Genomic DNA, 24,175 nt, shown 5'->3' with positions numbered 1-24,175 from the left:
GGCCAGCGACCGCGGGCCGACCGGCCGCGCGAACGCCGTCACCACGCGCCGCCCGGGTCCGGGGCGTGCAGCGGGTTCGGCACCCGCCCCCAGCGGACGTCGAACTCGTCGTCCCGTTCCACCTTGTCGAAGCCCTGCCCGGCGAAGTGCTCCCGGTTGAGCGTCACGCGCTCGACGTCCGGGGCGAACAGCCGGCAGGCGTCGAACCGCGCGGCCACGTCGGGGTTCTCGTCCCGGTAGCGGCCGACGATCTCCCGCACGGGCGCCCAGAACGCGGCCCGCGGCAGGCCGAGCTCGTCGAGCAGGACCTCGGCCCAGAACCGGAACTGACCGGAGAACACCGAGCTGAACAGCGACTGCGCCAGCAGGTGCGCGGGCCAGCGCAGCATGTCCGCGGCCGCCTCCGGGGGCAGCGACTCGTAGCTCCCGAGCTGCTCGTCGAGCAGGTCGACCCCCTGGGCGAAGTCCTTGATCAGCACCCGCTGCGGGACCCCGGCGGCGTCGACGACCAGGACGAGGTTCTGGCCGTGCGGGCAGAACCCGACACCGTGCCGCAGCAGCCACTGCAGCAACGGCGTGAGCAGCAGGTCGAACAGCCGGGTCAGCCACGCCGTCGCGTCCCCGCCGCCGATCAGGTGCGCCAGCACGGAGACACCGTCGGGACCCCGGTAAGGCAGCGCGGCGAAGGACAGCGCCCGCTCCCCTTCGGCCAGCCGGATCGGTTCGCGCCACAGCGCGCCCAGGGTTTCGTGGAACCGGTACGGCAGTTCCTCGAGGTGCCCGAACAGCGGGTGCTGCACCGACACGCTCGCCACCTCGCCGAGCAGCCCGAACCGGTACTGCTCCGTGAGCAGCGGGTCGGCCGCGCTGATCCGGCGCAGCCAGGTCGTCACCGACGGGCCGGCGAGCGTGGCCGCGGAGTTGAGCCCGCGGTAGACGAGCGTGTTCCGCACCGACACCGCGGTCTTGACGTCGTGCCGGCCGGGTGTGCTCACGTTGGCCAGGGTCCGGACCGTCTGGTGCGGCCGGTAGACGTCGGCGCTCTCCCCGAGGTCGATGACGACACCGGTGGCGAGCTCGGCGGCGTAGAGCGTGCCGAGGATTTCGTCGGCCTGCCACGGGTGCACCGGCACCCAGACGTAGTCCTCGGGCGCCTTCGCGGCGAACTCGTCGCGCAGCTCGCCGAGCTCGGCGGCCAGCAGCGCGTCCCGGCTCAACCCGTCGACGCACCGGAACTCGGCGTGGTCCGGGTGGACGGCGAACCAGCGCAGCCGGAGATCCTCGCCCGCCTCGGGCGCGTACCGGGCCCGGTCCCGCGCGGAGAACCCGACCCGCCCCTTGTTGAGCACGAGCCGCGGGTGGCCGGTGAGGTGCCCGTCGGCGACGTCGTAGTCCATGGTGGACAGCTCGGCCGCGGTCGGCGCGCGGCGCAGGCGGGCGGCTTCGTTGGCGGCCGTCGAGGTCAGCTCGGCGAGCACGTCGGCCAGCCTCAGCCCGCTCAGGCCCAGGACTTCGCGGGCGTCCACGACGAGCGTGCGCGGGTCGGTGACCGGTTCGCCGGAGCGGCGCGCGCTGCCGGGCTCGACCGTCCAGGCGTCGAACGCGCCCCGCCGGGCCCGGAACGTGTAAACCGCGCCCGGGAGCTCCAGCCGGTAGGCGTCGCCGTCGGCGACCGGCTCCAGCATGTGCTCGTAGGACAGCTCGCCGAGCATCTTGTGGGTGATCAGCGCGCCGGCCGCTCGCCAGGCGGCCGCCTCGTCCAGGGTCACTTGTCCTCCAGGCCGAACGTGGTGAACGCGGTGCGGTCGGGCAGCTCGTGCACGGTCTTGCCGCACACGGCGTTGAGGATCACGGCCGCCCGCCAGGCGCCGAGGCCGAGATCGGGCGCGCCGGGCCCGTGGGTGTGCCGCTCGGCGTTCTGCACGAACAGCGACCCCGGCAAGTCGAGGGCGACGCGGTAGTCGGCGCCGACGTCGAGGCGGCCCTGCCGGTCGCGGCGGACGGCATCGCCGAGCCCGGCCAGCAGCGGCCCGGTCGGCGCCTCCGCGTACCCGGTGGCCGCGACGACGGCGGCGGTGCGCAGGGTGGCGTCACGGCCCTGTTGCGCGTGCCGGACACCGAGCGCGAGCTCGCCGTCCACTGTGGACGCCGAGACGACTTCGACACCGGGGGTCAGCACGGCGCCGGGCGGGCCGGTGATGCTGCGGCGGTAGAGCTCGTCGTGGATCGCGCCGATCGTTTCGGTGTCGATACCCTTGTAGAGCTGCCATTGCGTGGGCAGCAGCCGGTCGCGGACGGCTTCGGGGAGAGCGTGGAAGTACGCGGTGTAGTCCGGTGTGAACTGTTCGAGGCCGAGCTTCGAGTACTCCATGGGCGCGAACGCGGGCGTCCGGGCGAGCCAGCGCAGTCCGTCCACAGTGGATCGGCTGCGTAGCAGGTCGAGCACGACTTCGGCGCCCGACTGCCCGGAGCCGACGACCGTGACGCTTCCGGCGGCGAGGAGTTCGTCCCGGTGCGACAGGTAATCGGCCGAGTGCACCGCCAGCACCCCGGGATCGGCGACGAGCTCGCGCAGCGGTTCGGGCACCGAAGGGACCGAACCGACGCCGAGCACGACGTTGTCCGCGAGCACCGGCTCGCGCCCGGCGATGGTGAGCTCGAAGGCGTCGCCGGCCCAGCGGATGCCGGTCACTTCGTGCCCGAAGTGGCACGACGGCAGCCGGGCGGCGGCCCAGCGGCCGTAGTCGTCGTACTCGACGCGCGGCATGTGGAACCGCTCGGCGAAGTAGAACGGCAACAGGCGGCCGCGGTCGCGCAGGTAGTTGAGGAAGGAGAACGGGTTCGTCGGGTCGACGAGCGTGACGAGGTCGGCCAGGAAGGGCACCTGCAGCGTCGCGCCCTCGACGAGCAGGCCGGGGTGCCAGCGGAATTCCGGGCGGGCGTCGAAGAAGACGGCGTCGAGGCCGTCGACTCCGGCGGCGAGGGCCGCGAGCGAGAGGTTGAACGGCCCGATCCCGACCCCGGCGAGGTGGTGGCGCCTCACGAAGCGACCGGGCTTTCCCGGCCGGCGACGAGCTCGGCACCCGCGGTGGCGACGATCCGGTCGAGCAGCGGGAGGTAGTCGCCGGCGGTGGCGTGCGGGTGCAGCAGCGTCAGCTTGAGCCACAGCTGGTTCGCCCCGCCCGGCCCGGTCGGCAGCGCGGCCCGGCCGATGACGGCGGTGCCGGCCTCCAGGAGCGCCCGGCGGACGCGCGCGACGAGCTCGTCACCGCCCGCCTCGTCGGCGAGGACCGGCCGCAGGACCACTGTGGACAGTTCAGGCGGGCCCCAGAGCCGCAGGCCGGGGTGGTCCTCGACGCGGCGGGCGACCTCGGTGGCGAGGGCGCAGCAGCGTTCGACGAGGGCGCCGAGGCCGTCGGTGCCGAGCGCGTGCACGGTGACGGCCATCCGGAAGGCATCCGGCCGGCGCGACGTCCGGATCGAGCGGCCGAGCAGATCCGGCAGGCCGGCTTCGGTGTCGTCGTCGGCGTTGAGGTACTCGGCGCGGACGGTGAGCGCCCCCAGATCGGCGGCCTCCCGGGCGGCGAACAGCCCGGCGGCGACCGGCTGCCAGCCGAACTTGTGCAGGTCGAGGGCCACGGAGTCGGCACGGTCCAGCCCGGCGAGCTTCGGTTTGAGCGTGTCGCTGCAGAGGGCCATGCCGCCGTAGGCCGCGTCGACGTGCAGCCGGGCGTTGTGCCGGCGGCAGATTTCGGCGATTTCGGGCAGCGGGTCGAGGGTGCCGGTGTTGGTGGTCCCGGCGGTGGCGACGACGACGCAGCCGGGCGTGAGGACCTGGTCGAGCGCCTCGGGCCGCAGCCGATCGCCGTCGCAGGGGACGACGATCGGGGCGGGCAGGCCGAGCAGCCAGGCGGCGCGGGCGACGCTGTGGTGGGCGTTGGCGCCGCAGACGCTTTGGAGGACGCCGTTTTCGCGGGCGAGGAGAAGGCCGAGGAGGTTGGATTCGGTGCCCCCGGTGGTGACGACGGCGTCGGGGTCTTCGGCATCGGGGTAGCAGAGCCGGGCGATGCCGGTGGTGAATTCGCGCTCGAGCTCGCTGGCGACGGGGGCTTGGTCCCAGGAGTCCATGGAGGGGTTCAGGGAGCCGGCAACGACATCGGCGGCCACGGAGACGGCGAGGGGCGGGCAGTGGAGGTGGGCGGCACAGGCGGGATCGGCAGGATCGGCGGACCCGGCGGCGAGAAGCCGGCTGAGCTGTTCGAGCGCGGCTTCGGCTCCGACACCCCGGCGGGGCAGGAGGCCACTCCCGGCGGCCGCAGCAGCTTGCACGGATCCCGGGGCGGGCGCAGCAGCATCAGCCGAGTCCGGACCATCGTCACTGTGTCCCCCCGGCTCGCCACGCTCTGCCACCAGGGCCGCCGCCACCGCCGCCGGGCCGCCGGCCGGGATGGGGCCTCCGCGTTCGGCCACCCCCGCCGCCATTGCGCGCAGGGCCAGCGGGATCAGCTCGCCGAGCCGGTCCGCGCCGCCGTGGCCTCCGGCCAGCCCGTCTGCCCGCATGTGCCCGCCTTCCTTAGGGTTGCCTTGCCTACGCTGAGCAACAGTACGGCGACCGAAGGCTGCCTGTCATCCGGCCCCGTCCAGCATGCTCGACCGGGTGGCGGCGACGCGTCGGCCATCGGGAGTAGGTTCAGCGCGAGGAGGAGGTGATCAGCGTGCCCCGGTGGGACGTCCTGGCGGCGATCGGCGCCGGCGGCGCGCTCGGCAGCCTCGCCCGCTACGGCCTGTCCGTGGCGATCCCGCACGCGCGCGGCGAGTTCGCCGTCGCGACGCTGCTCACCAACGTCCTCGGCTGCCTGCTCATCGGCGTCCTGATGGCCGTCCTGACCACGACCGCGCGCCCCCACCGCCTCCTCCGGCCGTTCCTCGGCGTCGGGATCCTCGGCGGCTTCACGACGTTCTCGACGTTCGTGACCGACACCCTCGATGCGGCGACGACCGGGCGGCTTCTGGGTTCCGCGCTGTACGTGGCCGCGTCGGTGGTGCTCTGCCTGGCGGCGGTCGCGGCCGGCCTCTCGGCGACGCGCGCGGTGTCCCGGAGGCGGCCGGAGTGACACCGCTCCTGGTGGCCCTCGGCGGCGCGGCGGGCTCGATCCTGCGTTACCTGACCGACTGGAAGGTCCGGCAGTGGCGCGCCTCGCCGTTCCCGTTCGGGACGCTGACGGTGAACATCGCGGGGTCGTTCGTCCTGGGCTTCCTGAGCGGCTGGCTCCTGCACGGCGCGGAGCCGTCCTCGGTGCGCGCCCTGGTGGCAGTGGGCTTCTGCGGCGGCCTGACGACGTTCTCGACGTTCGGCTACGAGACGGTCCGCCTGTTCCTGGAGAAGACGCGGCGGTACGCGGTGCTGAACGTGCTGGTGACGGTGGCCGCGGGGCTGACGGCCGGCGGGCTCGGGCTCGCGCTGGCCACCGTCACCTTCACGTGAGCGTCAGCGCGGCGCCAGCCCGCGTACCTGCTCGAACGGGTCCCCGCCCGTCGGCAGCAGGGCGATGATCGGCGTCGTCAGCCCGTTGTCCACATAGGCCTGGACCTGCTCGCGGCACGACTCCACGCTGCCGTGGATCACCAGTTCGTCCACCACCGCGTCCGGGATCACCTGGTTCGCCTTCTGCCGGTCCCCCGCCGCCCAGGCTTCGTGCATCGGGGCCAGTGCCTCAACGCGGCCCAGCCAGTCGTGGAACGCCGCGTACACCGGCACCGTCAGGTAGCTCGAGATCAGCATCCGGCCCAGGCCGCGGGCCGCGTCGGCGTCCTCCGTGGGGCAGACGAAGATGCGGGCCGCCAGCTCGACGTCCGGGCCGACCACCGACCGCACCTGAGGCACGTCCGAAGCCGCCAGCCAGTTCGTGATCGCGCCGTCCGCCTCGCGCGCCGCCAGCTTGAGCATGCCCGGGCGGAGCGCCGCCAGCATGATCGACGGCGGTGGGTCCGCCGGGCGCTCCAAGCGGAACTTCGACACCGCGAACGTGTCGTACTTCTCGCTGACCTTCTCCCCCGCCAGCGCCGACCGCAGGAACCGCAGCGTGTCCCGGGAACGCGCGAAGGGCTCGTCGAAGGACGCCGCGTTCCAGGCCGAGACGATCACCGGGGAGGACGCGCCGATGCCGAGGACGAACCGGCCCGGGGCCAGCTCCGCGACCGTCGCCGCCTGCATCGCCAGGAGGCCGGGGCCGCGCGTGTACACCGGGACGATCGCCGTGCCCAGCCGCAGTTGCGGGGCCCACTGCGAAGCCAGCACCAGCGGCGTGAACGCGTCGGTGCCCGCCGTCTCGGCCGTCCACGCGTCGGTGTAACCCAGGTCCGGCAGCTGCTCGACCAGTTCGCGGTGCGCCGTCAGCGGCACCCCGGTCAGCGGAATCGTCAGGCCCCAGCGGCTCATGCAGTCTCCTTGTCGACGGACGAGAGTTCACGCAGCAGCCAATCGACCTGCGTGCGCATCAGGTTCTCCGCGACCTCTTCGGCCTGCGGTGTCATGTGGGTCGCGCCCGCCAGCGGCAGGAAGACGTGTGGGCGTCCCTTCGCCAGCAGTGCCGACGACAGCCGCAGCGCGTGCGCGACGAACACGTTGTCGTCGGCCAGGCCGTGCACGATCAGCAGCGCGCGGCTCAGCTCGCCCGCGCTCTCGATCAGCGAGTTGTGCGCGTAGCTCTCGACCTCGTCCTGCGGCTTCCCGAGGTACCGCTCGGTGTAGTGCGTGTCGTACAGCGACCAGTCGGTCACCGGCGCGCCCGCGACCGCCGCGTGGAAGACGTCCGGCCGGCGCAGCACCGCCAGCGCCGACAGGTAGCCGCCGTAGGACCAGCCGCGGATCGCCACCCGCTCCACGTCCAGCTCGGGGAACGCAGCGGCCGCCGCCTGCAGCGCGTCGACCTGGTCCTGCAGCGTGACGTCGGCGAGGCGCCCGTGGATCTCGCGCTCCCACACCGCCCCGCGGCCCGGCGTCCCGCGGCCGTCCGCGACGAGCACCGCGAAGCCCTGGTCCGCCAGCCACTGTGACGTGAGAAACGCGTTGCGGCTCTGCAGGACGCGCTGGGCGTGCGGCCCGCCGTACGGGTCGAGCAGTACCGGCAGCTTGCCCTCGCTCGGCTCGTACCCGCGCGGCAGGAGCAGCGCCGCGCGCAGGTTCCGCTCGCCCAGCGTCAGCCAGGCCAGGTTCGGCACGATGTCGGGGTCCACAGTGGACGAGGTGATCGTCGCGACCGGCGAGCCGTCCCGCAGCACCGACACGCGCGGGCCGCTGTACTCCAGGCTCCACGAGGAAAGCACGGTGACCGCGGCGGTTCCGGCGCCGACGTGCACGCCATCCACAGTGGACAGGCGGCGCACCGACGCACCCTCGGTGCGGAAGACGTGGATCTGCGTCGGGTCGTCCTCGGAGGCGCTGAACAGGATCTCGTCGCCGATGTCGAGCACCGCCCGCAGCTGCAGCCCGGCCGGGGTGACGGCCTCGCCGCCGACGAAGAGCCGGTGGTCGCCGTCGACCATGCCCTCGACGACCAGGCGGCCGTCGGGCGTCCACGCCGGCACACCGCCGACGATGTCGATCCAGTGCTGGTCGGAAGCGCTGTGCACCACCGAGGTCGAGCCGTCGGCGACGTCCACCGCGAGAACGTCCATCCGCTTCTGGTCGCGCGGCTGCACGGCGAGCAGCGGCGCGCCGCCGGCCGACCAGTGCACCGAGGCCAGGTACTCCCATTCGCCCGGTTCGACGTCCACCCGCGAGCCGTCCAGGCCGAGCACCGCCAGGGACACCAGCGCGTTCGTGGTGCCCGCCGCCGGGTAGGCGACGACGTTCGCCGGGTTCTGCGGGTTGGCCGGATCGGCGATGGTCCAGCGCGGGACCGGGCCGCGGTCGGAGCGCTCGGCCAGGATGCTGCGGCCGTCGGGGGCCCACCAGTAGCCGCGGGTGCGGTCCATCTCCTCGGCCGCGATGAACTCGGCCAGGCCCCAGGCGATGTCCTCGCCGTCCTCCTCGACCAGCACGCGGTCCTCGCCGGTGGCCAGCTCGAGGACGTGCAGCCGCCGGTTCTGGACGTAGGCGACGTGCGTGCCGGTGGGGTCCGGCCGCGGGTCGATGACCGAACCGTCGACGCGCAGCGTCACCTCGCCCGAGGCGAGGTCCAGGGTGTAGAGCTTGCCCGAGAGCGAGAACACCGCGACGGTGAAGGCCGCGTCGACGCCGTAGTGCACGACGCCGCCGCCGGTCTCGCGGGCCCGCTCGCGTCGCGCGCGCTCTTCCGCGGGCAGCTCCTCTTCGCCGGGCAGCAGCTCGGCGGCGTCGACGAGCTTGGTCTCGGCGCCGGTCGCCAGGTCGGCCGACCAGAGGCTGTGCCGGGGGTCGGTGCCCGACTCCGCGCGCAGGAACAGCACGCGGGAGCCGTCCGGGGCGACCCGGAACTCCTTCGGCGCGCCGAGGGTGAAGCGCTGGGTCCGGGCCTGTTTGCGGAGGAACGGGAGGTCGTCGACATCGGTCACGCCCGCACTCTTCCAGACTCCTCACGCGAGACGCCAACACCCTTCAGCTTGGCCAGCTCCGCGTCGACGTCGTAGTCCGGCGCCGGGAACTGCGGCTTCAGGTCGGCGAGGGTCTCGATCAGCAGCTCGGCGACGGCCCAGTTGCGGTACCACTTGTGGTCGGCGGGCACCGCGTACCAGCCCGGCGTCTTCTCGAAGATGTCGGCGTAGGCCTTCTCGTACGCGGGCCAGTGCGACCGCGCCTCCAGGTCGCCCGGGTTGTACTTCCAGCGCTTCTCGGGCGTGACGAGCCGGGCCTTGAGCCGCTTGAGCTGCTCCTCGGGCGAGATGTGCAGGAACACCTTGAGCACCGTGGTGCCCGCCTCGGCCAGCTCCGCTTCGAACGCGTTGATCTCGGCGTACCGGCGCCGGCGCTCGGCCGCGGTGAGCAGGCCGGACACGCGCGGGACCAGGATGTCCTCGTAGTGCGAGCGGTCGAAGACGCCGATCTGGCCGGCCGCGGGCAGCTGCTTGCGGATCCGCCAGAGATAGTGGTGCCGCCGTTCGGCCGCGGTGGGCTTCTTGAACCCCGCGTACCGGACGCCCATCGGGTTCACCAGGCCGAGCACGTGCGAGACCGTGCCGCCCTTGCCGGAGGTGTCCATGCCCTGGAGCACGAGCAGCACCCGGCGGGTGCCGCCGCCGACACCCTCGGCGTAGAGCGCCTCCTGCAGCGCGGACAGCCGCTCACCCGCGCTGCCGAGCCGCTCGAGGGCCTTCGCCTTCTTGCCCGGCCCCACCGGGGCCGAGCCCGGGTCCGGCAGTGCGCCGTCGACGCGCAGCGCGTCCCGGACCCGGCTTCCGTCGTCCTTCTTGGCCATCCGCCGAAAGTACCCGCTCAGGCGGCGGCTTTCCCGGCGAAGAGTTCCAGCAGGGCGCCGTGCCCGCCGTCGCCCGAGACGCCCTCGCGGACCTTGGGACCGGTCTCGCCGTGCCGCTCGAAGTCGCGGTGCTCCAGCTCGACGCGGGTCGACCTCGGCCCCTCTTCGATGAATCTGACCTCGATTTCGCTGGCGTACGCCGGGTCGGGGTTGATCTTCCAGTCGCCGTCGATCCGCCAGGACAGGACCACCCGGGCGGGTGGCTCCCAGACCAGGACCTCGCCCCACTGGCACTCGGCGCCGTCGACCGTGCGCTCGTACCAGCGCCCGCCCGGCTTCGGCTCCAGGACGGCTTCGGCGAGCTCGCCCGCGCCGATGTGGTGCTGCCGCGGCCACCAGCTGTCGAAGGCCTCGGTGTAGGTCTTGAACGCGTGCTCGCGCGAGCACGCGACGGTGACGCTCCGGCGGATCGGCTCCAGAGTCATGGGTGCTCCTCTTCGGTGGGTTCGGTGGCTTCCGCCAGCTCGGCGAAGGCCTTCAGCGCGTCCGACCACATCCCGTCGAGCCAGGCGCGCAGGGCGGCGATCCCGGCCGGTTCCAGCCGGTAGAGCCGCTTGGTGCCGACGGCCCGGTCGGTGACCAGGCCGGCCTCCTTGAGGACCTTCAGGTGCTGGGACACGGCCGGGCGGCTGATCGGCAGGTCCGCGGCCAGCTCGCCGACCGCCCGCGGCCCGGCCCGCAGCGCTTCGAAGATCGCGCGGCGCGACGGGTCGGCGAGGGCGGCCAGCTGGTCGCTTCCGTAAGTCGCCACGAACCGTAAGTTAAGACTTACCGAAGCAACCGTCAACCGGCACGCAGTGTTTCGGGGGTGTGAACGCGATATTGCGCAACGAACAACGGGTGAAAGCAACGTTTCCCGGCTGAACTCTGCGTCTGCTGCCTCTAACCTGAACACATGACGACGTTCGCCGGCCGGGAGACCGCCGCCCCCACCGCCGCGAGCTTCATCGAGCTCGACGAGCGGTGGAGCACGCACAACTACCACCCGCTGCCCGTCGTGATCGCCGAAGCCTCCGGCGCCTCGGTGACCGACGTCGAGGGCAAGTCCTACCTCGACTTCCTCTCCGGCTACTCGGCCCTGAACTTCGGCCACCGCCACCCGGACCTGGTCGCGGCCGCCGTCGAGCAGCTCGGGCGCGTCACGCTGACGTCGCGGGCGTTCCACCACGACCAGCTGGGGCTGTTCTGCCGCGAGCTGGCCGAGCTGACCGGCACCGAGCTGGTGCTGCCGATGAACTCCGGCGCCGAAGCCGTCGAGTCCGCGGTCAAGATCGCCCGCAAGTGGGCGCACCGGGTCAAGGGCGTGCCGGACGGCACCGCGGAGATCATCGTCGCCGGTTCGAACTTCCACGGCCGGACCACCACGATCGTCTCGTTCTCGACCGACGAGACCGCCCGCGCCGACTTCGGCCCGTTCACGCCGGGCTTCGTCACGGTGAAGTACGGCGACGCGGCCGCGCTGCGCGACGCGATCACCCCGCGCACGGCGGCGGTGCTGCTGGAGCCGGTGCAGGGCGAGGCGGGCGTCATCGTGCCGCCGGAGGGGTATTTCGCCGACGTCCGCCAGGCCTGCGACGAGCACGGCGTGCTGCTGATCGCCGACGAGATCCAGTCCGGGCTGGCCCGCACCGGCACGGTGCTGGCGCTGGACCACGAGGGCATCCGCGCGGACGTCTACACGCTGGGCAAGGCCCTCGGCGGCGGCATCCTGCCGGTGTCCGCGGTGGCCGGCCGCCGTGAGGTCCTCGGCGTCCTGCAGCCGGGCGAGCACGGTTCCACGTTCGGCGGCAACCCGCTGGCCTGCGCGGTCGGCCGGGCGGTCGTGCGCCTGCTGGGCACGGGCGAGTTCCAGCAGCGGGCGACGGAACTGGGCGCCCACCTGCACGCGCGGCTCGGCGAGCTGGTCGGGCAGGGCCTGTCGGAGGTCCGCGGCCGCGGCCTGTGGGCGGGCATCGACATCGCCCCGGGCGGCCCGTCGGGCCGGGCGGCCTCGGAGGCGCTGATGGCGCGGGGCGTGCTGTGCAAGGAGACGCACGAGCGCACCCTGCGGGTGGCCCCGCCGCTGGTGATCACCCGCGACGAGCTCGACCGCGGCATCGACGCGATCGCCGAGGTCATCCGCCCCTGAAACCACCCGGACGCCGCCGGCTGAGCCTCCCGCCCCGGCGGCGTCCGGGAACACACGCACCTCGGCTGACCTGCGGGCCACCTCGGCGGCCGGGGAGCGCCCGCCCGCCAGGTCCGCCGCGGCCCGCCCCCCCATGTCGCGATCACCGCCCCACCGCGCGCGCTCGGGAGCACAACGTCCCCTTCGGACGTTGTGCCCGGTATGGGATCAGGGGAATGGGGAGAACGGCCGCTGGTCGGCACCGGCAGCGTCACGCCGGCCGAGCTGTTCGAACAGGGGAAGCGGCTCCGCGAGAAGACGCCGGCCGCACTGCACGACCACGCGGCCGCGGCGAAGAACCGGCCGGCACCGCGCGAGTATTTCGACGCCACCAACGCCGGGCGGCTGCCCGAGCTGACCGACCTGCGGCGGGAACGGATGCGCGCCTCGCCGTTCACGTTCTTCCGCGGCGCCGCCGGCCTGATGGGTGCCGACCTCGCCGGGACGCCCTCGTCCGGCGTCACCGCTCAGCTCTGCGGTGACGCGCACGCCGCCAACTTCGGGCTCTACGGCACCCCCGAAGGCAAGATCGTCATGGACATCAACGACTTCGACGAGACCGTCCCCGGCCCGTGGGAATGGGACCTCAAGCGGCTCGCGGCCAGCCTCGTGCTCGCCGGCCGCGAAGGCGGCATCCGTGAATCGGGGTGCCGCGAAGCCGCCGAAGACGCCGTGAAGTCCTACCGCCGGACCATCCGCGCGCTCGCCGAGCTGCCGTTCCTCCGGAGCTGGAACGCGCTGCCGGACTCCTCGGTGCTGTCGAAAGCACGGGCCGACGAGCTGATCGACGACTTCGCCGACGCGGCCGAGAAGGCCCGCAAGAACGACAGCGCGAAGGTCGCCGCGAAGTGGACCGAGCGCGTCGACGACCACGAGACCGGCCTGGCCCGCCACCGGTTCGTCGCGGACCCGCCGGTGCTCACCCACGTCGACGCGGGGACCGCCGAAGCCGTCGCCGCCGGGCTGGTGTCCTATGTGGACACACTGCGGGAGTCCCGGCGCACGCTGATCGCGCGGTACCGGCTCGCCGACGTCGCCTTCCGGGTCGTCGGCACCGGCAGCGTCGGCCTGCGCAGCTACGTCGCCCTGCTGCACGGCAACGACGACGAAGACCTGGTGCTGCAGGTGAAACAGGCCCAGCGCCCGGCCCTCGCGCCGTACCTCGACCTGGCCCCGGCCGCACACGAGGGACAGCGCATCGTCGACGGCGCCCGGCTGGTGCAGGCGGAGACCGACATCCTGCTGGGCTGGACCACGATCGACGGCGTCCCGTTCATCGTCCGCCAGTTCCGGAACCTCAAGGGCGACATCGACCCGTCGGAGCTCGAGAAGGACCACCTCGACGACTACGGCAGGCTGGCCGGCGCCTTGCTGGCCCGCGCCCACACGCGGTCGCTGCACCCGAAGCTGCTCGCGGGGTACTTCGCCGACGAGTCGGAGCTCGACGAGGCGATGGGCGCATACGCCGTGCGGTATGCCGACCAAACGGAAGCCGATCACGCCGCCTTCTCCCGCAACTGACGGACAGGTTGCCGGTCATCACTGGAGATCCACTTCGCCGTCGTGCTAGACGTGCCCGGACGAAGGAGGCGGCGTGGCGGATCTCAAGCGGCGGTCGGTGCTCACCGGAGCGGTCGCGACGGCCGTGGCGGCGAGCGCGCTCCCCGCGGCCGCGGCGCCCCGGAAGCGGGCGTTCCGGCTGGGCGTCAACTACACGCCGTCGACGCGCTGGTTCCACATGTGGGAGGACTGGCGCGAGGACGACCTGCGCCGTGACCTCGACGACATCGCCGCGCTCGGGCTCGACCACCTGCGGCTCATGCTGCTGTGGTCGGCCTTCCAGCCGGAACCCGCGCTGGTGAGCGGCGAGAAGCTCGACCGGCTGCACCGGTTCCTCGACCTCGCGGGCGCGGCCGGGCTGGACGTCGAGGTCACGGTGTTCAACGGCCACATCTCGGCCCGCTACTGGACGCCGAACTGGCTGCAGACCAAGCCGAAGCCGGTCAACTGGTTCACCGACCCGGCCGCTCTCGACGCGCAGCGGACGCTGTTGCGGGCCCTCGCCGAACGGATCGGGCGGCACCCGCGCTTCCTCGGCTTCGACCTGTCGAACGAGCCGTACTACTACTGGGACGACTTCGCCGGCCTGTTCGTCACGCAGGCGCAGGCGGACGCCTGGGCCCGCACGCTGTGCGCCACCGCCGAGGAGGTGGCGCCGGGCAAGGAGCACACGGTCGGCTGCGACCGGGCGCCGTGGGACAACGGCACCCACTTCACCCGCCGCGGGCTCGCGGACGCCGGCAACGTGGTGGCGATCCACCCGTGGACGTCGTTCTCCGGCACGCTCGAGACCGACCCGCTCGGCGCGGTCGCGACGCACAACGCGGAACGCCTGATCCAGGTGGCCCAGGCGTACGCGACGGACCCGGCCCGCCGCGTCTGGATCCAGGAGGACGGCGCCGCGCCGTCGATCCACTTCAGCGACGCGACCCGGCCCCGGTACGGCGAGTGGCTGTCCGGTCGATCCGCAACGCGGCCGCCAGTGCCCACACGCTCGGCTTCACGTGGTGGTGCTCCCACGACGTGAACCCCGCGCTGGTCCCGAACCTCAACCCCCTGGAGTACGACCTCGGGCTGTACACGAACGACCGGAAGCTGAAGCCGGCCGGCCAAGCGCTGAAGGCGCTGGTGGCGGAGTTCGACCGGACACCCCCGAACCCGGCCCCGCGCCCGGCGGCGATCGTGCTCCCGGACCTCTTCCCGACGTGGGGCAACGACCGGTTCTTCAAACTGGCGGCGGAAGGGAAGCGGGTGGCGTTCGTGCTGCAGAGCCGCGCTTCGGACGCGAACTACCTGAAGCAGCGGGGAATCACCGAGCTCATCAGCCTGTGACCAGCGCGGCGACGTCCGCCGCACACCCCCACGCCAAGGTGATGCCCGCTCCCCCGTGCCCGTAGCAGTGCACCACGTCGCCGACCCGTTCCAGCCGCACCGCGGGCCGGAACGGGCGCAGCCCCACCCGGGACCGCAGCACGGCGGCGTCCGCCAGCCGCGGCTCCAGTTCCCGGCAGCGGCGCAGGATGTCCGCCGTCACGGCCGGGTTCGGGTCGGTGTCCGCGCGGCCCGGCTCCTCCGTTCCGCCGCACACCACGTGGGTGCCGTGCGGGATCACGTACGTCACGCCCGGGCCGGTCTCGTCGACCACGAACTCCGGCAGGCCCGGGTCGGTCACGTGCACGACCTGGCCGCCGACCGGGACCATCGTGCGGTCGCCCGCCAGCGGTCCCGCGCCCAGGCCCGCCGCGTTGACCACCGGCCCCACCCCGGAAAGGGACGGCAACGGCCGGTATTCGACCCGCACGCCCAGCGCGACCACCTGCGCCAGCAGCCACTCCAGGTACACCGGCGTGTCCACCAGCGCCGTCGTGAACAGCAGCCGGTCGCCGTCGCGGACCGGGTCGATCATCGACCGCAGCCATTGCGGCTCCGGCTCGCCCGGGGCCCGCAGGACCCGGCCGCGGCGGAACCGCACCCCCGGCGCCTCCTGTGCCCGCAGCACCGCCAAGGTCTCGGCCGTCCACCGCGCGATCCGCTTGTCCGGGACGCGCACCGGCGGGTACAGCACCCCGCCCGCCACCGCCGAAGTCGACTCGCCCGGGCCGGCCGTCGCGACGACCGTCACGTCGTGGCCCGCACCGGCCAGCCGGTACGCGCAGCTCAGGCCGATGATCCCGGCCCCCGCCACCGTGATGTGCATCCGATCCTCCTCTCCCCGCATCGTGGCAGACGGCCATCCCACGAGAGCACGGCTACCCTCGCGCGGGTGAGGACGATCGCCGCCGTCTGCGGGCTGTTCGCGCTGCTGCTGGGCCTGCCGTTCGCCGGCGGGAGCACCCCCGGCGCGGTCGACGCCGCCGCCGCCGCGGCCGTCGGGCACCTGAGCCCCGGCGTGCTGCGGGTGCTCGTCTTCCCGACCGAGCCGTACGTGGTGCTCGCGCTCGGCCTGCTCGCGGTCTTCCTGTGCCTGCGCGCCGGACGGCGGCTGGAAGCCGGGCTCGCCCTGGCCGTGCCGGTGCTGGCCATCCTGCTGACGAGCTGGCTGCTCAAGCCGCTCTACGACCGGTGGAAGAACGACACCCTGGTCTACCCGAGCGGCCACACGGTGAGCCTGGTGGCGGTGCTGACGGTGCTCGTCCTGGTGACCCGCCGGGTCGTCGTGGCCGTGCTGGCCGCGGTGGCGCTGCTCGCCGCGGCCGCCGGGCTGGTCGGCATGGGCTACCACTACCTGACCGACGTCGTCGGCGGAACGCTCTTCGCCGTGGCGGTCGTGCTGGTCAGCTGGCCGGCACGGCGTCACGAGCCAGCGCCGTCAACCGGCTGACCGCGCGCAGGTACTTCTTGCGATAGCCGCCGTCGACCATTTCCTCGGTGAACAGCGACGGCAGCGGCTCACCCGAGACGACCAGCGGGATGGCCCGGTCGTAGAGCCGGTCGGCGAAGGCGACCAGGCGCAGCGCCACGTTCTGGTCCGGCGCCGGGTGGATGCCGCGCAGGTGCACGCGGGTGACGTCGTCGAGCAGCCGCCCGTAGCGCGACGGGTGCAGCTCCGCGAGGTGGGTGCACAAACTGTCGAAGTCGTCCACAGTGGACCCTTCGTGCGCCGCGGCCGACGCTTCCAGCTCCTCCGGCGAGACCGGCGGCGGCGCGTCCGGCAGGCCGCGGTGGCGGTAGTCCGGGCCGTCGACGCGGACCACGCCGAAGCGCGCCGACAGCGTCTGGATCTCGCGCAGGAAGTCCTCGGCGGCGAACCGGCCCTCGCCCAGCTTCTCGGGCAGGGTGTTCGACGTCGCCGCGATGAACACCCCGGCGTCCATCAGCTCCTGCAGCAGCCGGGTGACCAGGGTGGTGTCGCCCGGGTCGTCCAGCTCGAACTCGTCGATGGCCAGGATCCGGTGCGCCGACAGCCGCCGGACGGCCTCGGGGAAGCCCAGCGCCCCCACCAGGTGGGTCAGCTCGACGAAGGTGCCGTACGCCTTCGGGGACGGCGCCGCGTGCCACGTCGAAGCGAGCAGGTGGGTCTTGCCGACGCCGAACCCGCCGTCGAGGTAGAGCCCCATCGGCCCGGACGGCTCCGAAGAACCGCGAGCCCCGCCGAACAGCTTGAACCGCTTCTTCTCCTTGCGCGCCCCGACCTTGGCGGCGAACGCCGAGCACGCCTCGACCGCGGCGGCCTGGCTGGGCTCGCCGGGATTCGGGAGGTAGGTGTCGAACCGGACGGCGTCGAAGCGCGGCGGCGGCACCAGGGCGCCGATCAGCTCGTCGGCGGACAGCTCGGGACGGCGGCCGGTCAGGTGCGCGGGCATGGTCGCAGAGCCTATCCGCGCCCGCGGTACCGATCACCGGGTATATCCCCCGGTAGAGACGTGATTCACGCTCGTGCTGGGATGATCGGGTGCAGCGTGTGTGGCCCGATCGGACGGGCGAACTGAGCGGTTCGGACCTCGAACAGGTCTACGGCTACCCCGAAGACCTGGACCGGCCCTGGGTGCAGGTGAACTTCGTCGCGTCCGCCGACGGTGCCGTCGAGATCGACACGACGTCCGCGGGGCTCTCGCACGCCGCCGACCGGAAGGTCTTCCTGCTGGGCCGTGACCTCGCCGACGTCATCCTGGTCGGTGCCGGGACGGCCCGCGCCGAGAACTACCGCGGCGTCGTCGCGGGCCCGAAACGCCTCGAACGCCGGCGCCGGCTCGGGTTCGGAGGAGTGCCGCCGATCGCCGTCGTGACGCGCACGGCGGAGCTGGACCCCGCTTCCCGGCTGTTCACCGAAACGGCCGTCCCGCCGATCGTGATCACGACGGACACTGCCGACACGCAAGCCCTCGAAGCCGCCGGGGCCGAGATCCTGCGGGCCGGCACCGACGACGTCGACGTGCGCCGCGCTCTCGACCTGCTCGCCGCCCGCGGGTTGCGCCGCGTCGACTGCGAAGGCGGGCCCGGCCTGTTCGCCCGGCTCGTCGCCGCCGACCTCGTCGACCAGCTGTGCCTGACCGTCGCGCCGCTGCTGGTGGCCGGGACCGCGGGCCGGATCGCCGCGGGCGCCGCACCCGCCGTGCCGCGCCGGCTCGCCCTGGCCTCGATCCTCGTCGAGGACGGCTTCACGCTCCTGCGCTACCGCCGGGACGCCGGGTGAGCGACGACGCCGAGCTGCTCGCCCGGGCCGCGGGCGGCGACCACACCGCGTTCGGCGCGCTGGTGCGGGCGCACACGCCCCGGATGTACCGGGTCGCGCTGCGGATCACCGGCAGCGCGGCCGAGGCCGAGGACGTCGTGCAGGAGGCGTGGCTGGCCGCGTGGCGGTCGCTGTCCGGCTTCCGGCAGGAATCGGCGGTGTCGACGTGGCTCTACCGCGTCGTCACCAACAGCGCGCTCGCCGTCCTGCGCCGCCGCCGTCCGACGGTTTCGCTCGACGACCCGGATCCGCAGTCCACTGTGGACAGCGCACTGCTCGCCGCCGCGGTGCCCGGGCCCGAGGGCCGGGTCGTGCGGGCCGAAGAGGTCGACGCGGTCCTGCGCGCGGTCGGCCGGCTGGAGGTGTCCCAGCGCGTGCCACTCGTGCTGCGGGAACTGGAAGGGCTGAGCTACGAAGAGGTCGCCGAAGTGCTCGACGTGAACGTCGGCGCCTTGCGCTCCCGGCTGCACCGGGCCAGGGTGGCGCTGCTCGCCGAGTTGAGGGAGCGGTGATGGCCCAGAGCGAGGACCCCGAGTCCGACCCCCGGTGGGACGCGGTGCGCGCCGCGGCCCGGCGCCGGGTGCCGACCCCGCCGGGCCTGGTCGAACGCGTCCTGCGGGCGGTCGCCCGCGGCCGCCGGACGGCGGTGGAGGTCCCCGGCGGCGCGGGCCGGCTGCGCGTCACCGAAGGCGTCGTCGACCGGCTGGCCCGGACGATCGCCGCGGACCGGGCCCCGTTCGGCGTGCGGATCTCGGCCGTCGCCGTCGAGGAGGACGCCGTGCAGGTGCTGGTGTCGGTGCGGTTCGGCATCATCGCCGACGCGGCCGCCGAAGCGCTCCGGCGGGAGATCACCGCCGCGCTGTCCCGGCAACTGGGCGTCGCTTCGGTGGTGAACGTGCACGTCGTGGACGTCCACCCAGGGTGAGATTAACCCGTTCGGGGAACCGACTGACCATTACCCCGTTCGGGGGACCTTGCGTGAGGGTTCGGCGCCGCCGGGCATCGTATGGGCGAGAACAGCGAGAGGAGCCCGAACGCATGCACCCGGAACGGACCGAAAGCCCCGGCACGGTGACCCCGCTCAACGAGGAGGGCGCCGCCGGCCGCACCACCATCTCGTCGCTGGTCGTGCAGAAGATCGCCGGCCTGGCCACCCGCGAAGTCGCCGGCGTCCACACGCTCGGCGGCGGCGGGGTGTCCCGCGCGCTCGGCGCGCTGCGCGAGCGGATCCCCGGCTCCGGCACGGTGACGACGACCGGCGTGTCGGTCGAGGTGGGCGAGAAGCAGACGGCGATCGACCTCGACGTCGTGGTGGAGTACGGCGCCCGCATCACCGACGTCGCCCGCGCCGTGCGGCGCAACGTGATCACCGCGGTCGAGCAGATCACCGGCCTCGAGGTGATCGAGGTGAACATCGCCGTCAACGACATCTTCCTGCCGGGCGAGGAAGAACCCGAATCCACGCGCGTGGAATGAGCGACCGCGCGGCGTTCCGGGCGTTCGTCCGGGCGAACCACCCGGACGTGGGTGGCGACCCGGCGGAGTTCGCCGCGGGGCTCGCGCGGTTCCGCCGGCCGGATGCCCGCCACGACGCGCCGGTCACCTTCGTGGCCCACCGCCGCTCGAGCCGCGCCCGCCGGCGCGGTGCGGTGCTTTCCCGGGTGGCGCTCTTCGCCCGCCGTGGGGCGGCGGCCCTCCTGCCCCGCTTCCGCCGCCGCCCCTCGCGCGTGCGGTGACCTTCCGTCCAGTCCAAGGAGGACATGTGAACGCAACGCAGACCGGGCTCCTGGCCGGGCTGATCCTCGGCCTCGCCGCGACCCAGGGGTTCACCGCGTTCCTGGTGACCCTGGCCGTCGGCATCATCGGCCTGGTCGCCGGCCGGGTCCTCGACGGCGAACTCGACCTGGGCGAGCTGTTCGGCAAGGGCCGCGACAAGTGAGCCCCGTCCTGGACGTGCCCCGCGAGCTCGCCGAACCGGCCGAGCGCGGCACCCTCACCATCGGGCACGCGGTGGTCCGCAAGGTCGCCCAGCACGCGGCCGGCCAGGTCCCCGGCACCGCGCGCGACGGCAAGAAGGGCCCGAAGGCCAAGGTCGGCGGCCACGACAACGACGTCGACCTCGCCCTGGACCTGGCCCTGCGCTACCCGGCGGCGGTCCGCGCGGTCGTCGGCGACGTGCGCGCAAAGGTGGCCGAAGAGGTCGAGCTGCTCACCGGCTACCGCGTGCGGAGCCTGGCCGTGACGGTGTCCGCGCTGCTGCCGGACGTCGCGCCGAGGGTGCGGTAGCCGTGCGCCCGTTCGTCCGCATCCTCGCCATGCTGCTGGGCCTGGCCTTCGCCGCGGCCGGTGCGCTGCTGGCCCTGGAGGTCGGCTGGCACTGGTGGCGCCCGGAGTCGGCGCCGCTGCTGGTCCCGTGGCCGCGGTGGCAGGCCGGTCTGGCGTCGCTGGGCTGGGACGCCTACGCGGTGCGCGTCGGCGCCGGGGTGGTCGCCGCCGCCGGCTTGGTGCTCATCGGCTGCGCCCTCGCCGCGGGCAACCGCGCGGTCCGGCTGACCGACCCGGCCGGCGACGTCAGCGTCTCGACGTCCCCGCGGTCGCTGGCCCGGCTGGTCGGGCTGACCGTGCGCGCGCAGGACAACGTCGCGGGCGCGTCGGTCACCGCGAGCGCCCGCCGCGTCCGCGTCCGCGCGAAGAGCACCCTCGAAACGGAAGCCGAGCTGCGGCCGCGCCTGCTGGCCACGGTGTCGGCCCTGCTGGACGAGCTCCCCCTGATGCGGCGGCCGAAGGTGACGGTCGTCGTCGACTCGCCGAAGGACCGCCGATGAGCCGCTCGATCGCCACCAAGGCCCTTTCCCGGTCGTACACCGGCGAACGCACGCTGACGTTCCTCATCGGACTGCTCGCGTTCCTGGGCGGCGCGCTGGCCCTGGTGGTCGGCTTCGGCGCGCTGGGCGAGTTCCGCGGCCGCCGCCCGCTGCTCGACCCGCTCGCGCTCGAGTGGCTCGGCGCGCACGCGACCCCGGCCCGCATCGCCGCGATCGTGCTCGGCGTGCTGCTGCTGGTGCTCGGGCTGACCTGGGCCCTGCGCTCGCTGCGCCCGGAACCGCGTCCGGACCTGGACCTCGACCGCACGGAGGGAGCGGAACTGGTGGTCACGGCGGCCGCGATCGCCGGCGCGGTCCAGACGGACGCCGAGCACCTCGACGGCGTCAGCCGGGCCCGGGTCCGCGCGGTCGGTTCGCGGACGGCCCCGGCGTTGCGCATCACGCTGTGGCTGCACGAAGGCACCGACCTCAAGGCGGTGTGGTCGGGCCTGGACACCCGGGTGCTGACCCGGGCCCGCGAATCCCTGGGCCTGGAGTCACTGCCGGCCGCGGTCCGCCTGGAACTCGACACGAGCCCGGCCAAACGCGTGCGCTGAGCCGGGGTTTTCCGCAGAATGCGGGGCATGCCCCTACCGCTGCAGCCGCCGCTGAAGCCGATGCTCGCCAAGCCCGCCAAGGCCATCCCGGACGCCGGGGGCCTGCTCTTCGAACCGAAGTGGGACGGCTTCCGCTGCATCGTCTTCCGCGACGGCGACGAGCTGTACCTGCAGTCGCGCGCCGAGAAACCGCTCAACCGGTACTTCCCCGAGGCCGTCGCGAAGCTGCTGGACACCCTGCCGCCGCGGGTGGTCCTCGACGGCGAACTCGTCGTCGCGCGGGACGGGCGGCTCAACTTCGACGCGCTCACCGAACGGATCCACCCCGCCGAAAGCCGGATCACGCTGCTGGCCGGCGAGCAGCCCGCCGAGTTCGTCGCCTTCGACGTCCTCGCCCTCGGCGACGAGCTGCTGCTCGACGAACCGACGTCCGTGCGCCGGGAGCGCCTGACCGACCTGGCCGGCGACCGGTTCCCGCTCACCCCGGCCACCACCGACTCCGACACCGCGCGGCACTGGTTCGAGCTGTTCGAAGGCGCCGGCCTCGACGGCGTCATCGGCAAGCCGCTCGACGAGCCGTACACCCCCGGCAAGCGCGTCATGCTCAAGTACAAGCACGTCCGCACCGCCGACTGCGTGCTCGCCGGGCTGCGCTGGCACGTCGACGGCGGCCCCGGCGAACTCGTCGGCTCCTTCCTGCTCGGCCTGCACGACGAGAAGGGCGTGCTGCACCACGTCGGCACCGTCGGGTCGTTCCCCAAGGACCGCCGCCGCGAGCTCGCCGAAGAGCTCGCGCCGCTGATCACCGACGGCGAGGACCACCCCTGGGGCGGCCGGGCCACCGGCGAGGCCCAGCGCATCCCCGGCGGCGTCACCCGCTGGCGCGCCACCGAGCACGAGTGGGTGCCCCTGCGGCCCGAACGGGTCGTCGAGGTCGCCTACGAGAACACCGAGGGCGGCATGCCGTCGCGGTTCCGGCACAACGCGCGGTTCAAGCGCTGGCGGCCCGACCGCGAACCCGCTTCGTGCGATTACAGCCAGCTGGAGGAGCCGGCCCGTTACGACCTCGACGCCGTCTTCCGGGGCCAGGTGGTGCGGACCCGCTAACCCGCGTCCCACACCGGCCGTGCGAAGCTCGGCCTGCCCGCTGATCGACGTCCGACGTGAGGATCCCGCCCGTGCGCCGCCGCCGTACCCGTCTCCTGGCCGCGCTGCTCGCCCTGACCGCGGCCGCGGGCTGCGCCGCGGGTCCGTCGGTCCGCCCGGCGCTGGTCGAGAACGACGGGAAGACGACCGGCAGCACCCCCACCCGCACGCCCGGGGTCCCGCTGCCGCCGCTGGGCGAGCCGCAGTCGCCGACGTTGAAGTGGGCCGACTGCGACGACGACACCCGCCAGCGCATCGGCACCCCCGGCGTGCCGGACAGCCTGCACTTCACCTGCGCGCGCGTCACCGCGCCGCTCGACTCCCCCGGCGAGCCCCGGCGGTCGGTGGTGCGGCTGCTGGCGCTGAAGGTCGGCACCGGGCCGGTGCCGCTGGTCGTGGTCAACGACGTCGACGGCGATCCGGGCACCGTGTACGCCGCGCGGTTGGCCGCGACGCTGTCGCCCGCGTTCCTGGAGAAGTTCTCCCTGATCGGCCTGGACCGGCGCGGCACCGGGCTCTCCGGCGCGGCGCAGTGCATCCCCGCCGACATCCGGCCCGACCTCATCGCCGTCGACCCGGCGCAGGGCGGCCTGGGCGACGTCCTGGACGCGGCCCGCAAGGCCGGCCAGCAGTGCGCCATCGAGCTGGACGACACCCAGACCGCGCTGGACAGCTGGCGCGGCGCGGGCGACCTCGACGAGCTGCGCAAGCAGCTGGGCATGGAGCGGCTGAACGCGCTCGGCCACGGCGACGGCTCGAAGGTGCTGGCCGAGTACGCGGTGCGGTTCCCCGGCCAGGTCGGGCGCGTGGTCCTCGACGGCGTGCCGGACCCGGGCGCCGACACGGCCGCGGTCCTCGACGCCGTCGCCGCCGGCGCTCAGTCCACATTGGACGCCTTCGCGGCGGACTGTGCGGCGCGGCGCTGCGCCCTCGGCGACCCGAAGGCTGCGCTTTCGGCGGTCACCGACCAGCTGCGGCGCACGCCGGGGTCGACCGGCGAGGGCGTCACGTTCGGCCCGGGCATCGCGCTGTTCGCCGTCTACTCGGGACTGTCGCAGCGGTCGCGGTGGCCGGAACTGGCCGACGCGATCGCCGCGGCACGCTCGGGCGACGTCAGCCCGCTCTCGGCGTTCGCGGCGCCGGTGCTGCGCGACACGCGCGCCCAGCCGTCCCGGATCGACGCGACGATCGCGACCCGCTGCAACGACAGCCAGACCCGCCTCTCGGCCGACCAGCTCGACCAGGTCGTGGCCGGGATGCGCGGCAAGTACCCGCAGTTCGGCGCGGTCGTCGCCCAGCAGCTGGCCTGGTGCGGCCCGTGGCCGGTGCGCACCGAGCCGCTGCCGGCGCCGGGCGCGCCGGGCGCCCCGCCGATCCTGGTCGCGGCGACGGCGACCGACCCGGTCACGCCCCAGGTCGGCAGCACCCGCGCGGCCGACCACATGCCGTCCGCGGTGACGATCACCTGGCAGGGCGCGGGCCACGGCGCCCTCGGCGTCTCCCCCTGCGTCACGGACGCGGCCCGCGCGTTCCTCATCGACGGCAAGATCCCCGCCGACGGCACCCTCTGCCCCGCCTGACCCCGTCACTCACGTGATCAGACCCGGATCTCGCGTGATCAGAGCCGTAACTCGCGTGATTGAAGCCGGATCTCACGAGTGGAGTTGCCCCTTGGGGCCGGACACCTTGATTCCAGACGGTGGTCTGGAGGGAGGATGTCCTGGTGTCTCGCAGGTCGAAGTATCCGGAGCAGT

General features: G+C 73.5%; 28 protein-coding genes. 18 read left to right on the top strand and 10 right to left on the bottom strand.

Annotated features, from left to right (window positions below; translation table 11 throughout):
* Nucleotides 1–38: 38 nt before the first annotated feature.
* Genes ACWEVN_RS30710 through ACWEVN_RS30700 form a run of 3 tightly spaced genes read right to left on the bottom strand, consistent with a single transcriptional unit; the run spans nucleotide 39 to nucleotide 4,560 of the window.
* Nucleotides 39–1,769 carry an IucA/IucC family protein gene (locus tag ACWEVN_RS30710; protein ID WP_452053607.1) on the bottom strand — a complete coding sequence of 577 codons (1,731 nt, stop codon included), beginning with the start codon at nucleotides 1,767–1,769 and terminating at the stop codon, nucleotides 39–41.
* Nucleotides 1,766–3,043: a lysine N(6)-hydroxylase/L-ornithine N(5)-oxygenase family protein gene (locus ACWEVN_RS30705; protein ID WP_452053606.1), complete on the bottom strand. Its 1,278-nt coding sequence runs from the start codon at nucleotides 3,041–3,043 to the stop codon at nucleotides 1,766–1,768. Before ACWEVN_RS30705 ends, ACWEVN_RS30710 begins: the two co-directional genes overlap by 4 nt.
* On the bottom strand, nucleotides 3,040–4,560 hold the full coding sequence (locus ACWEVN_RS30700; protein WP_452053605.1) for a pyridoxal phosphate-dependent decarboxylase family protein: 1,521 nt from the start codon (nucleotides 4,558–4,560) through the stop codon (nucleotides 3,040–3,042). The genes ACWEVN_RS30705 and ACWEVN_RS30700 overlap by 4 nt, the downstream gene beginning before the upstream one ends.
* A gap of 146 nt (nucleotides 4,561–4,706) precedes the next feature.
* On the opposite strand from ACWEVN_RS30700, the gene ACWEVN_RS30695 reads away from it, so the two are divergent.
* Nucleotides 4,707–5,114, top strand: a complete 408-nt coding sequence (locus ACWEVN_RS30695) for a fluoride efflux transporter FluC (protein ID WP_452053604.1) — start codon at nucleotides 4,707–4,709, stop codon at nucleotides 5,112–5,114.
* Nucleotides 5,111–5,485, top strand: coding sequence for a fluoride efflux transporter CrcB (crcB, locus tag ACWEVN_RS30690; protein ID WP_452053603.1), 375 nt, complete (start codon nucleotides 5,111–5,113; stop codon nucleotides 5,483–5,485). The genes ACWEVN_RS30695 and crcB overlap by 4 nt, the downstream gene beginning before the upstream one ends.
* Before the next feature lie 3 nt (nucleotides 5,486–5,488).
* Here the strand turns inward: crcB and ACWEVN_RS30685 are convergent, their stop codons facing one another.
* The 5 genes from ACWEVN_RS30685 to ACWEVN_RS30665 are packed head-to-tail and all read right to left on the bottom strand — an operon-like array spanning nucleotide 5,489 to nucleotide 10,206.
* Complete coding sequence (locus tag ACWEVN_RS30685; protein WP_452053602.1) at nucleotides 5,489–6,439, bottom strand: LLM class F420-dependent oxidoreductase; 951 nt, start codon at nucleotides 6,437–6,439, stop codon at nucleotides 5,489–5,491.
* Nucleotides 6,436–8,535: a prolyl oligopeptidase family serine peptidase gene (locus ACWEVN_RS30680; RefSeq protein ID WP_452053601.1), complete on the bottom strand. Its 2,100-nt coding sequence runs from the start codon at nucleotides 8,533–8,535 to the stop codon at nucleotides 6,436–6,438. The genes ACWEVN_RS30685 and ACWEVN_RS30680 overlap by 4 nt, the downstream gene beginning before the upstream one ends.
* Nucleotides 8,532–9,395 carry a PPK2 family polyphosphate kinase gene (locus ACWEVN_RS30675; protein ID WP_449683910.1) on the bottom strand — a complete coding sequence of 288 codons (864 nt, stop codon included), beginning with the start codon at nucleotides 9,393–9,395 and terminating at the stop codon, nucleotides 8,532–8,534. The genes ACWEVN_RS30680 and ACWEVN_RS30675 overlap by 4 nt, the downstream gene beginning before the upstream one ends.
* Before the next feature lie 17 nt (nucleotides 9,396–9,412).
* Nucleotides 9,413–9,880, bottom strand: coding sequence for an SRPBCC family protein (locus ACWEVN_RS30670; protein WP_452053600.1), 468 nt, complete (start codon nucleotides 9,878–9,880; stop codon nucleotides 9,413–9,415).
* Nucleotides 9,877–10,206 carry an ArsR/SmtB family transcription factor gene (locus ACWEVN_RS30665; RefSeq protein WP_452053599.1) on the bottom strand — a complete coding sequence of 110 codons (330 nt, stop codon included), beginning with the start codon at nucleotides 10,204–10,206 and terminating at the stop codon, nucleotides 9,877–9,879. The genes ACWEVN_RS30670 and ACWEVN_RS30665 overlap by 4 nt, the downstream gene beginning before the upstream one ends.
* 144 nt (nucleotides 10,207–10,350) lie before the next feature.
* Here ACWEVN_RS30665 and rocD point away from each other — a divergent pair, with 144 nt between their 5' ends.
* From rocD to ACWEVN_RS30645, 4 genes are all read left to right on the top strand, one after another.
* Nucleotides 10,351–11,583: an ornithine--oxo-acid transaminase gene (rocD, locus tag ACWEVN_RS30660; protein WP_452053598.1), complete on the top strand. Its 1,233-nt coding sequence runs from the start codon at nucleotides 10,351–10,353 to the stop codon at nucleotides 11,581–11,583.
* A gap of 201 nt (nucleotides 11,584–11,784) precedes the next feature.
* A complete protein-coding gene (locus ACWEVN_RS30655; RefSeq protein WP_452053597.1) occupies nucleotides 11,785–13,143 on the top strand; it encodes a DUF2252 domain-containing protein in 1,359 nt (452 codons plus the stop codon).
* Between the two features lie 73 nt (nucleotides 13,144–13,216).
* Nucleotides 13,217–14,209 (top strand): glycoside hydrolase 5 family protein, encoded by a 993-nt coding sequence (locus ACWEVN_RS30650; RefSeq protein ID WP_452053596.1) that lies wholly within the window; start codon nucleotides 13,217–13,219, stop codon nucleotides 14,207–14,209.
* Nucleotides 14,206–14,514 carry a hypothetical protein gene (locus tag ACWEVN_RS30645; protein WP_452053595.1) on the top strand — a complete coding sequence of 103 codons (309 nt, stop codon included), beginning with the start codon at nucleotides 14,206–14,208 and terminating at the stop codon, nucleotides 14,512–14,514. Before ACWEVN_RS30650 ends, ACWEVN_RS30645 begins: the two co-directional genes overlap by 4 nt.
* Here the strand turns inward: ACWEVN_RS30645 and ACWEVN_RS30640 are convergent.
* The gene (locus tag ACWEVN_RS30640) at nucleotides 14,504–15,379 is read right to left on the bottom strand and encodes an FAD-dependent oxidoreductase (RefSeq protein WP_449683904.1); all 876 of its coding nucleotides are present in this window, start codon (nucleotides 15,377–15,379) and stop codon (nucleotides 14,504–14,506) included. The genes ACWEVN_RS30645 and ACWEVN_RS30640 overlap by 11 nt on opposite strands.
* A 66-nt stretch (nucleotides 15,380–15,445) precedes the next feature.
* Between ACWEVN_RS30640 and ACWEVN_RS30635 the strand changes: the two genes are divergently transcribed.
* Entirely contained in the window at nucleotides 15,446–16,003 is a 558-nt protein-coding gene (locus tag ACWEVN_RS30635; protein ID WP_452053594.1) for a phosphatase PAP2 family protein, read from the top strand.
* Here ACWEVN_RS30635 and zapE read toward each other — a convergent pair.
* Nucleotides 15,957–16,985 (bottom strand): cell division protein ZapE, encoded by a 1,029-nt coding sequence (gene zapE / locus ACWEVN_RS30630; RefSeq protein WP_452053593.1) that lies wholly within the window; start codon nucleotides 16,983–16,985, stop codon nucleotides 15,957–15,959. The genes ACWEVN_RS30635 and zapE overlap by 47 nt on opposite strands.
* Nucleotides 16,986–17,074: 89 nt before the next feature.
* Between zapE and ACWEVN_RS30625 the strand changes: the two genes are divergently transcribed.
* The 11 genes from ACWEVN_RS30625 to ACWEVN_RS30575 all read left to right on the top strand — a co-directional run bounded on the left by ACWEVN_RS30625 (nucleotide 17,075) and on the right by ACWEVN_RS30575 (nucleotide 24,001).
* Nucleotides 17,075–17,815 (top strand): pyrimidine reductase family protein, encoded by a 741-nt coding sequence (locus tag ACWEVN_RS30625; protein WP_449683901.1) that lies wholly within the window; start codon nucleotides 17,075–17,077, stop codon nucleotides 17,813–17,815.
* Complete coding sequence (locus ACWEVN_RS30620; protein WP_449683900.1) at nucleotides 17,812–18,366, top strand: RNA polymerase sigma factor; 555 nt, start codon at nucleotides 17,812–17,814, stop codon at nucleotides 18,364–18,366. Before ACWEVN_RS30625 ends, ACWEVN_RS30620 begins: the two co-directional genes overlap by 4 nt.
* Entirely contained in the window at nucleotides 18,366–18,779 is a 414-nt protein-coding gene (locus ACWEVN_RS30615) for a hypothetical protein (RefSeq protein ID WP_452053592.1), read from the top strand. Before ACWEVN_RS30620 ends, ACWEVN_RS30615 begins: the two co-directional genes overlap by 1 nt.
* A gap of 113 nt (nucleotides 18,780–18,892) precedes the next feature.
* Nucleotides 18,893–19,330, top strand: coding sequence for an Asp23/Gls24 family envelope stress response protein (locus ACWEVN_RS30610; protein WP_310974946.1), 438 nt, complete (start codon nucleotides 18,893–18,895; stop codon nucleotides 19,328–19,330).
* On the top strand, nucleotides 19,327–19,590 hold the full coding sequence (locus ACWEVN_RS30605; RefSeq protein ID WP_449683898.1) for a hypothetical protein: 264 nt from the start codon (nucleotides 19,327–19,329) through the stop codon (nucleotides 19,588–19,590). Before ACWEVN_RS30610 ends, ACWEVN_RS30605 begins: the two co-directional genes overlap by 4 nt.
* 26 nt (nucleotides 19,591–19,616) lie before the next feature.
* The gene (locus tag ACWEVN_RS30600; protein WP_013224542.1) at nucleotides 19,617–19,793 is read left to right on the top strand and encodes a hypothetical protein; all 177 of its coding nucleotides are present in this window, start codon (nucleotides 19,617–19,619) and stop codon (nucleotides 19,791–19,793) included.
* Nucleotides 19,790–20,140 (top strand): Asp23/Gls24 family envelope stress response protein, encoded by a 351-nt coding sequence (locus ACWEVN_RS30595; RefSeq protein WP_310974944.1) that lies wholly within the window; start codon nucleotides 19,790–19,792, stop codon nucleotides 20,138–20,140. The genes ACWEVN_RS30600 and ACWEVN_RS30595 overlap by 4 nt, the downstream gene beginning before the upstream one ends.
* A 2-nt stretch (nucleotides 20,141–20,142) precedes the next feature.
* Nucleotides 20,143–20,679, top strand: coding sequence for a DUF6286 domain-containing protein (locus ACWEVN_RS30590; RefSeq protein WP_452053591.1), 537 nt, complete (start codon nucleotides 20,143–20,145; stop codon nucleotides 20,677–20,679).
* Nucleotides 20,676–21,275 carry an alkaline shock response membrane anchor protein AmaP gene (locus ACWEVN_RS30585; RefSeq protein ID WP_449683895.1) on the top strand — a complete coding sequence of 200 codons (600 nt, stop codon included), beginning with the start codon at nucleotides 20,676–20,678 and terminating at the stop codon, nucleotides 21,273–21,275. Before ACWEVN_RS30590 ends, ACWEVN_RS30585 begins: the two co-directional genes overlap by 4 nt.
* A 27-nt stretch (nucleotides 21,276–21,302) precedes the next feature.
* Complete coding sequence (locus ACWEVN_RS30580) at nucleotides 21,303–22,382, top strand: ATP-dependent DNA ligase (RefSeq protein WP_449683894.1); 1,080 nt, start codon at nucleotides 21,303–21,305, stop codon at nucleotides 22,380–22,382.
* A gap of 71 nt (nucleotides 22,383–22,453) precedes the next feature.
* Entirely contained in the window at nucleotides 22,454–24,001 is a 1,548-nt protein-coding gene (locus ACWEVN_RS30575; RefSeq protein ID WP_452053590.1) for an alpha/beta hydrolase, read from the top strand.
* The last annotated feature ends 174 nt before the right edge of the window (nucleotides 24,002–24,175 follow it).

This window comes from Amycolatopsis sp. NPDC003861 (assembly GCF_053605405.1).
The sequence above is the reverse complement of the archived record's forward strand: the minus strand, read 5'-3'. Positions and strand labels throughout refer to the sequence as shown.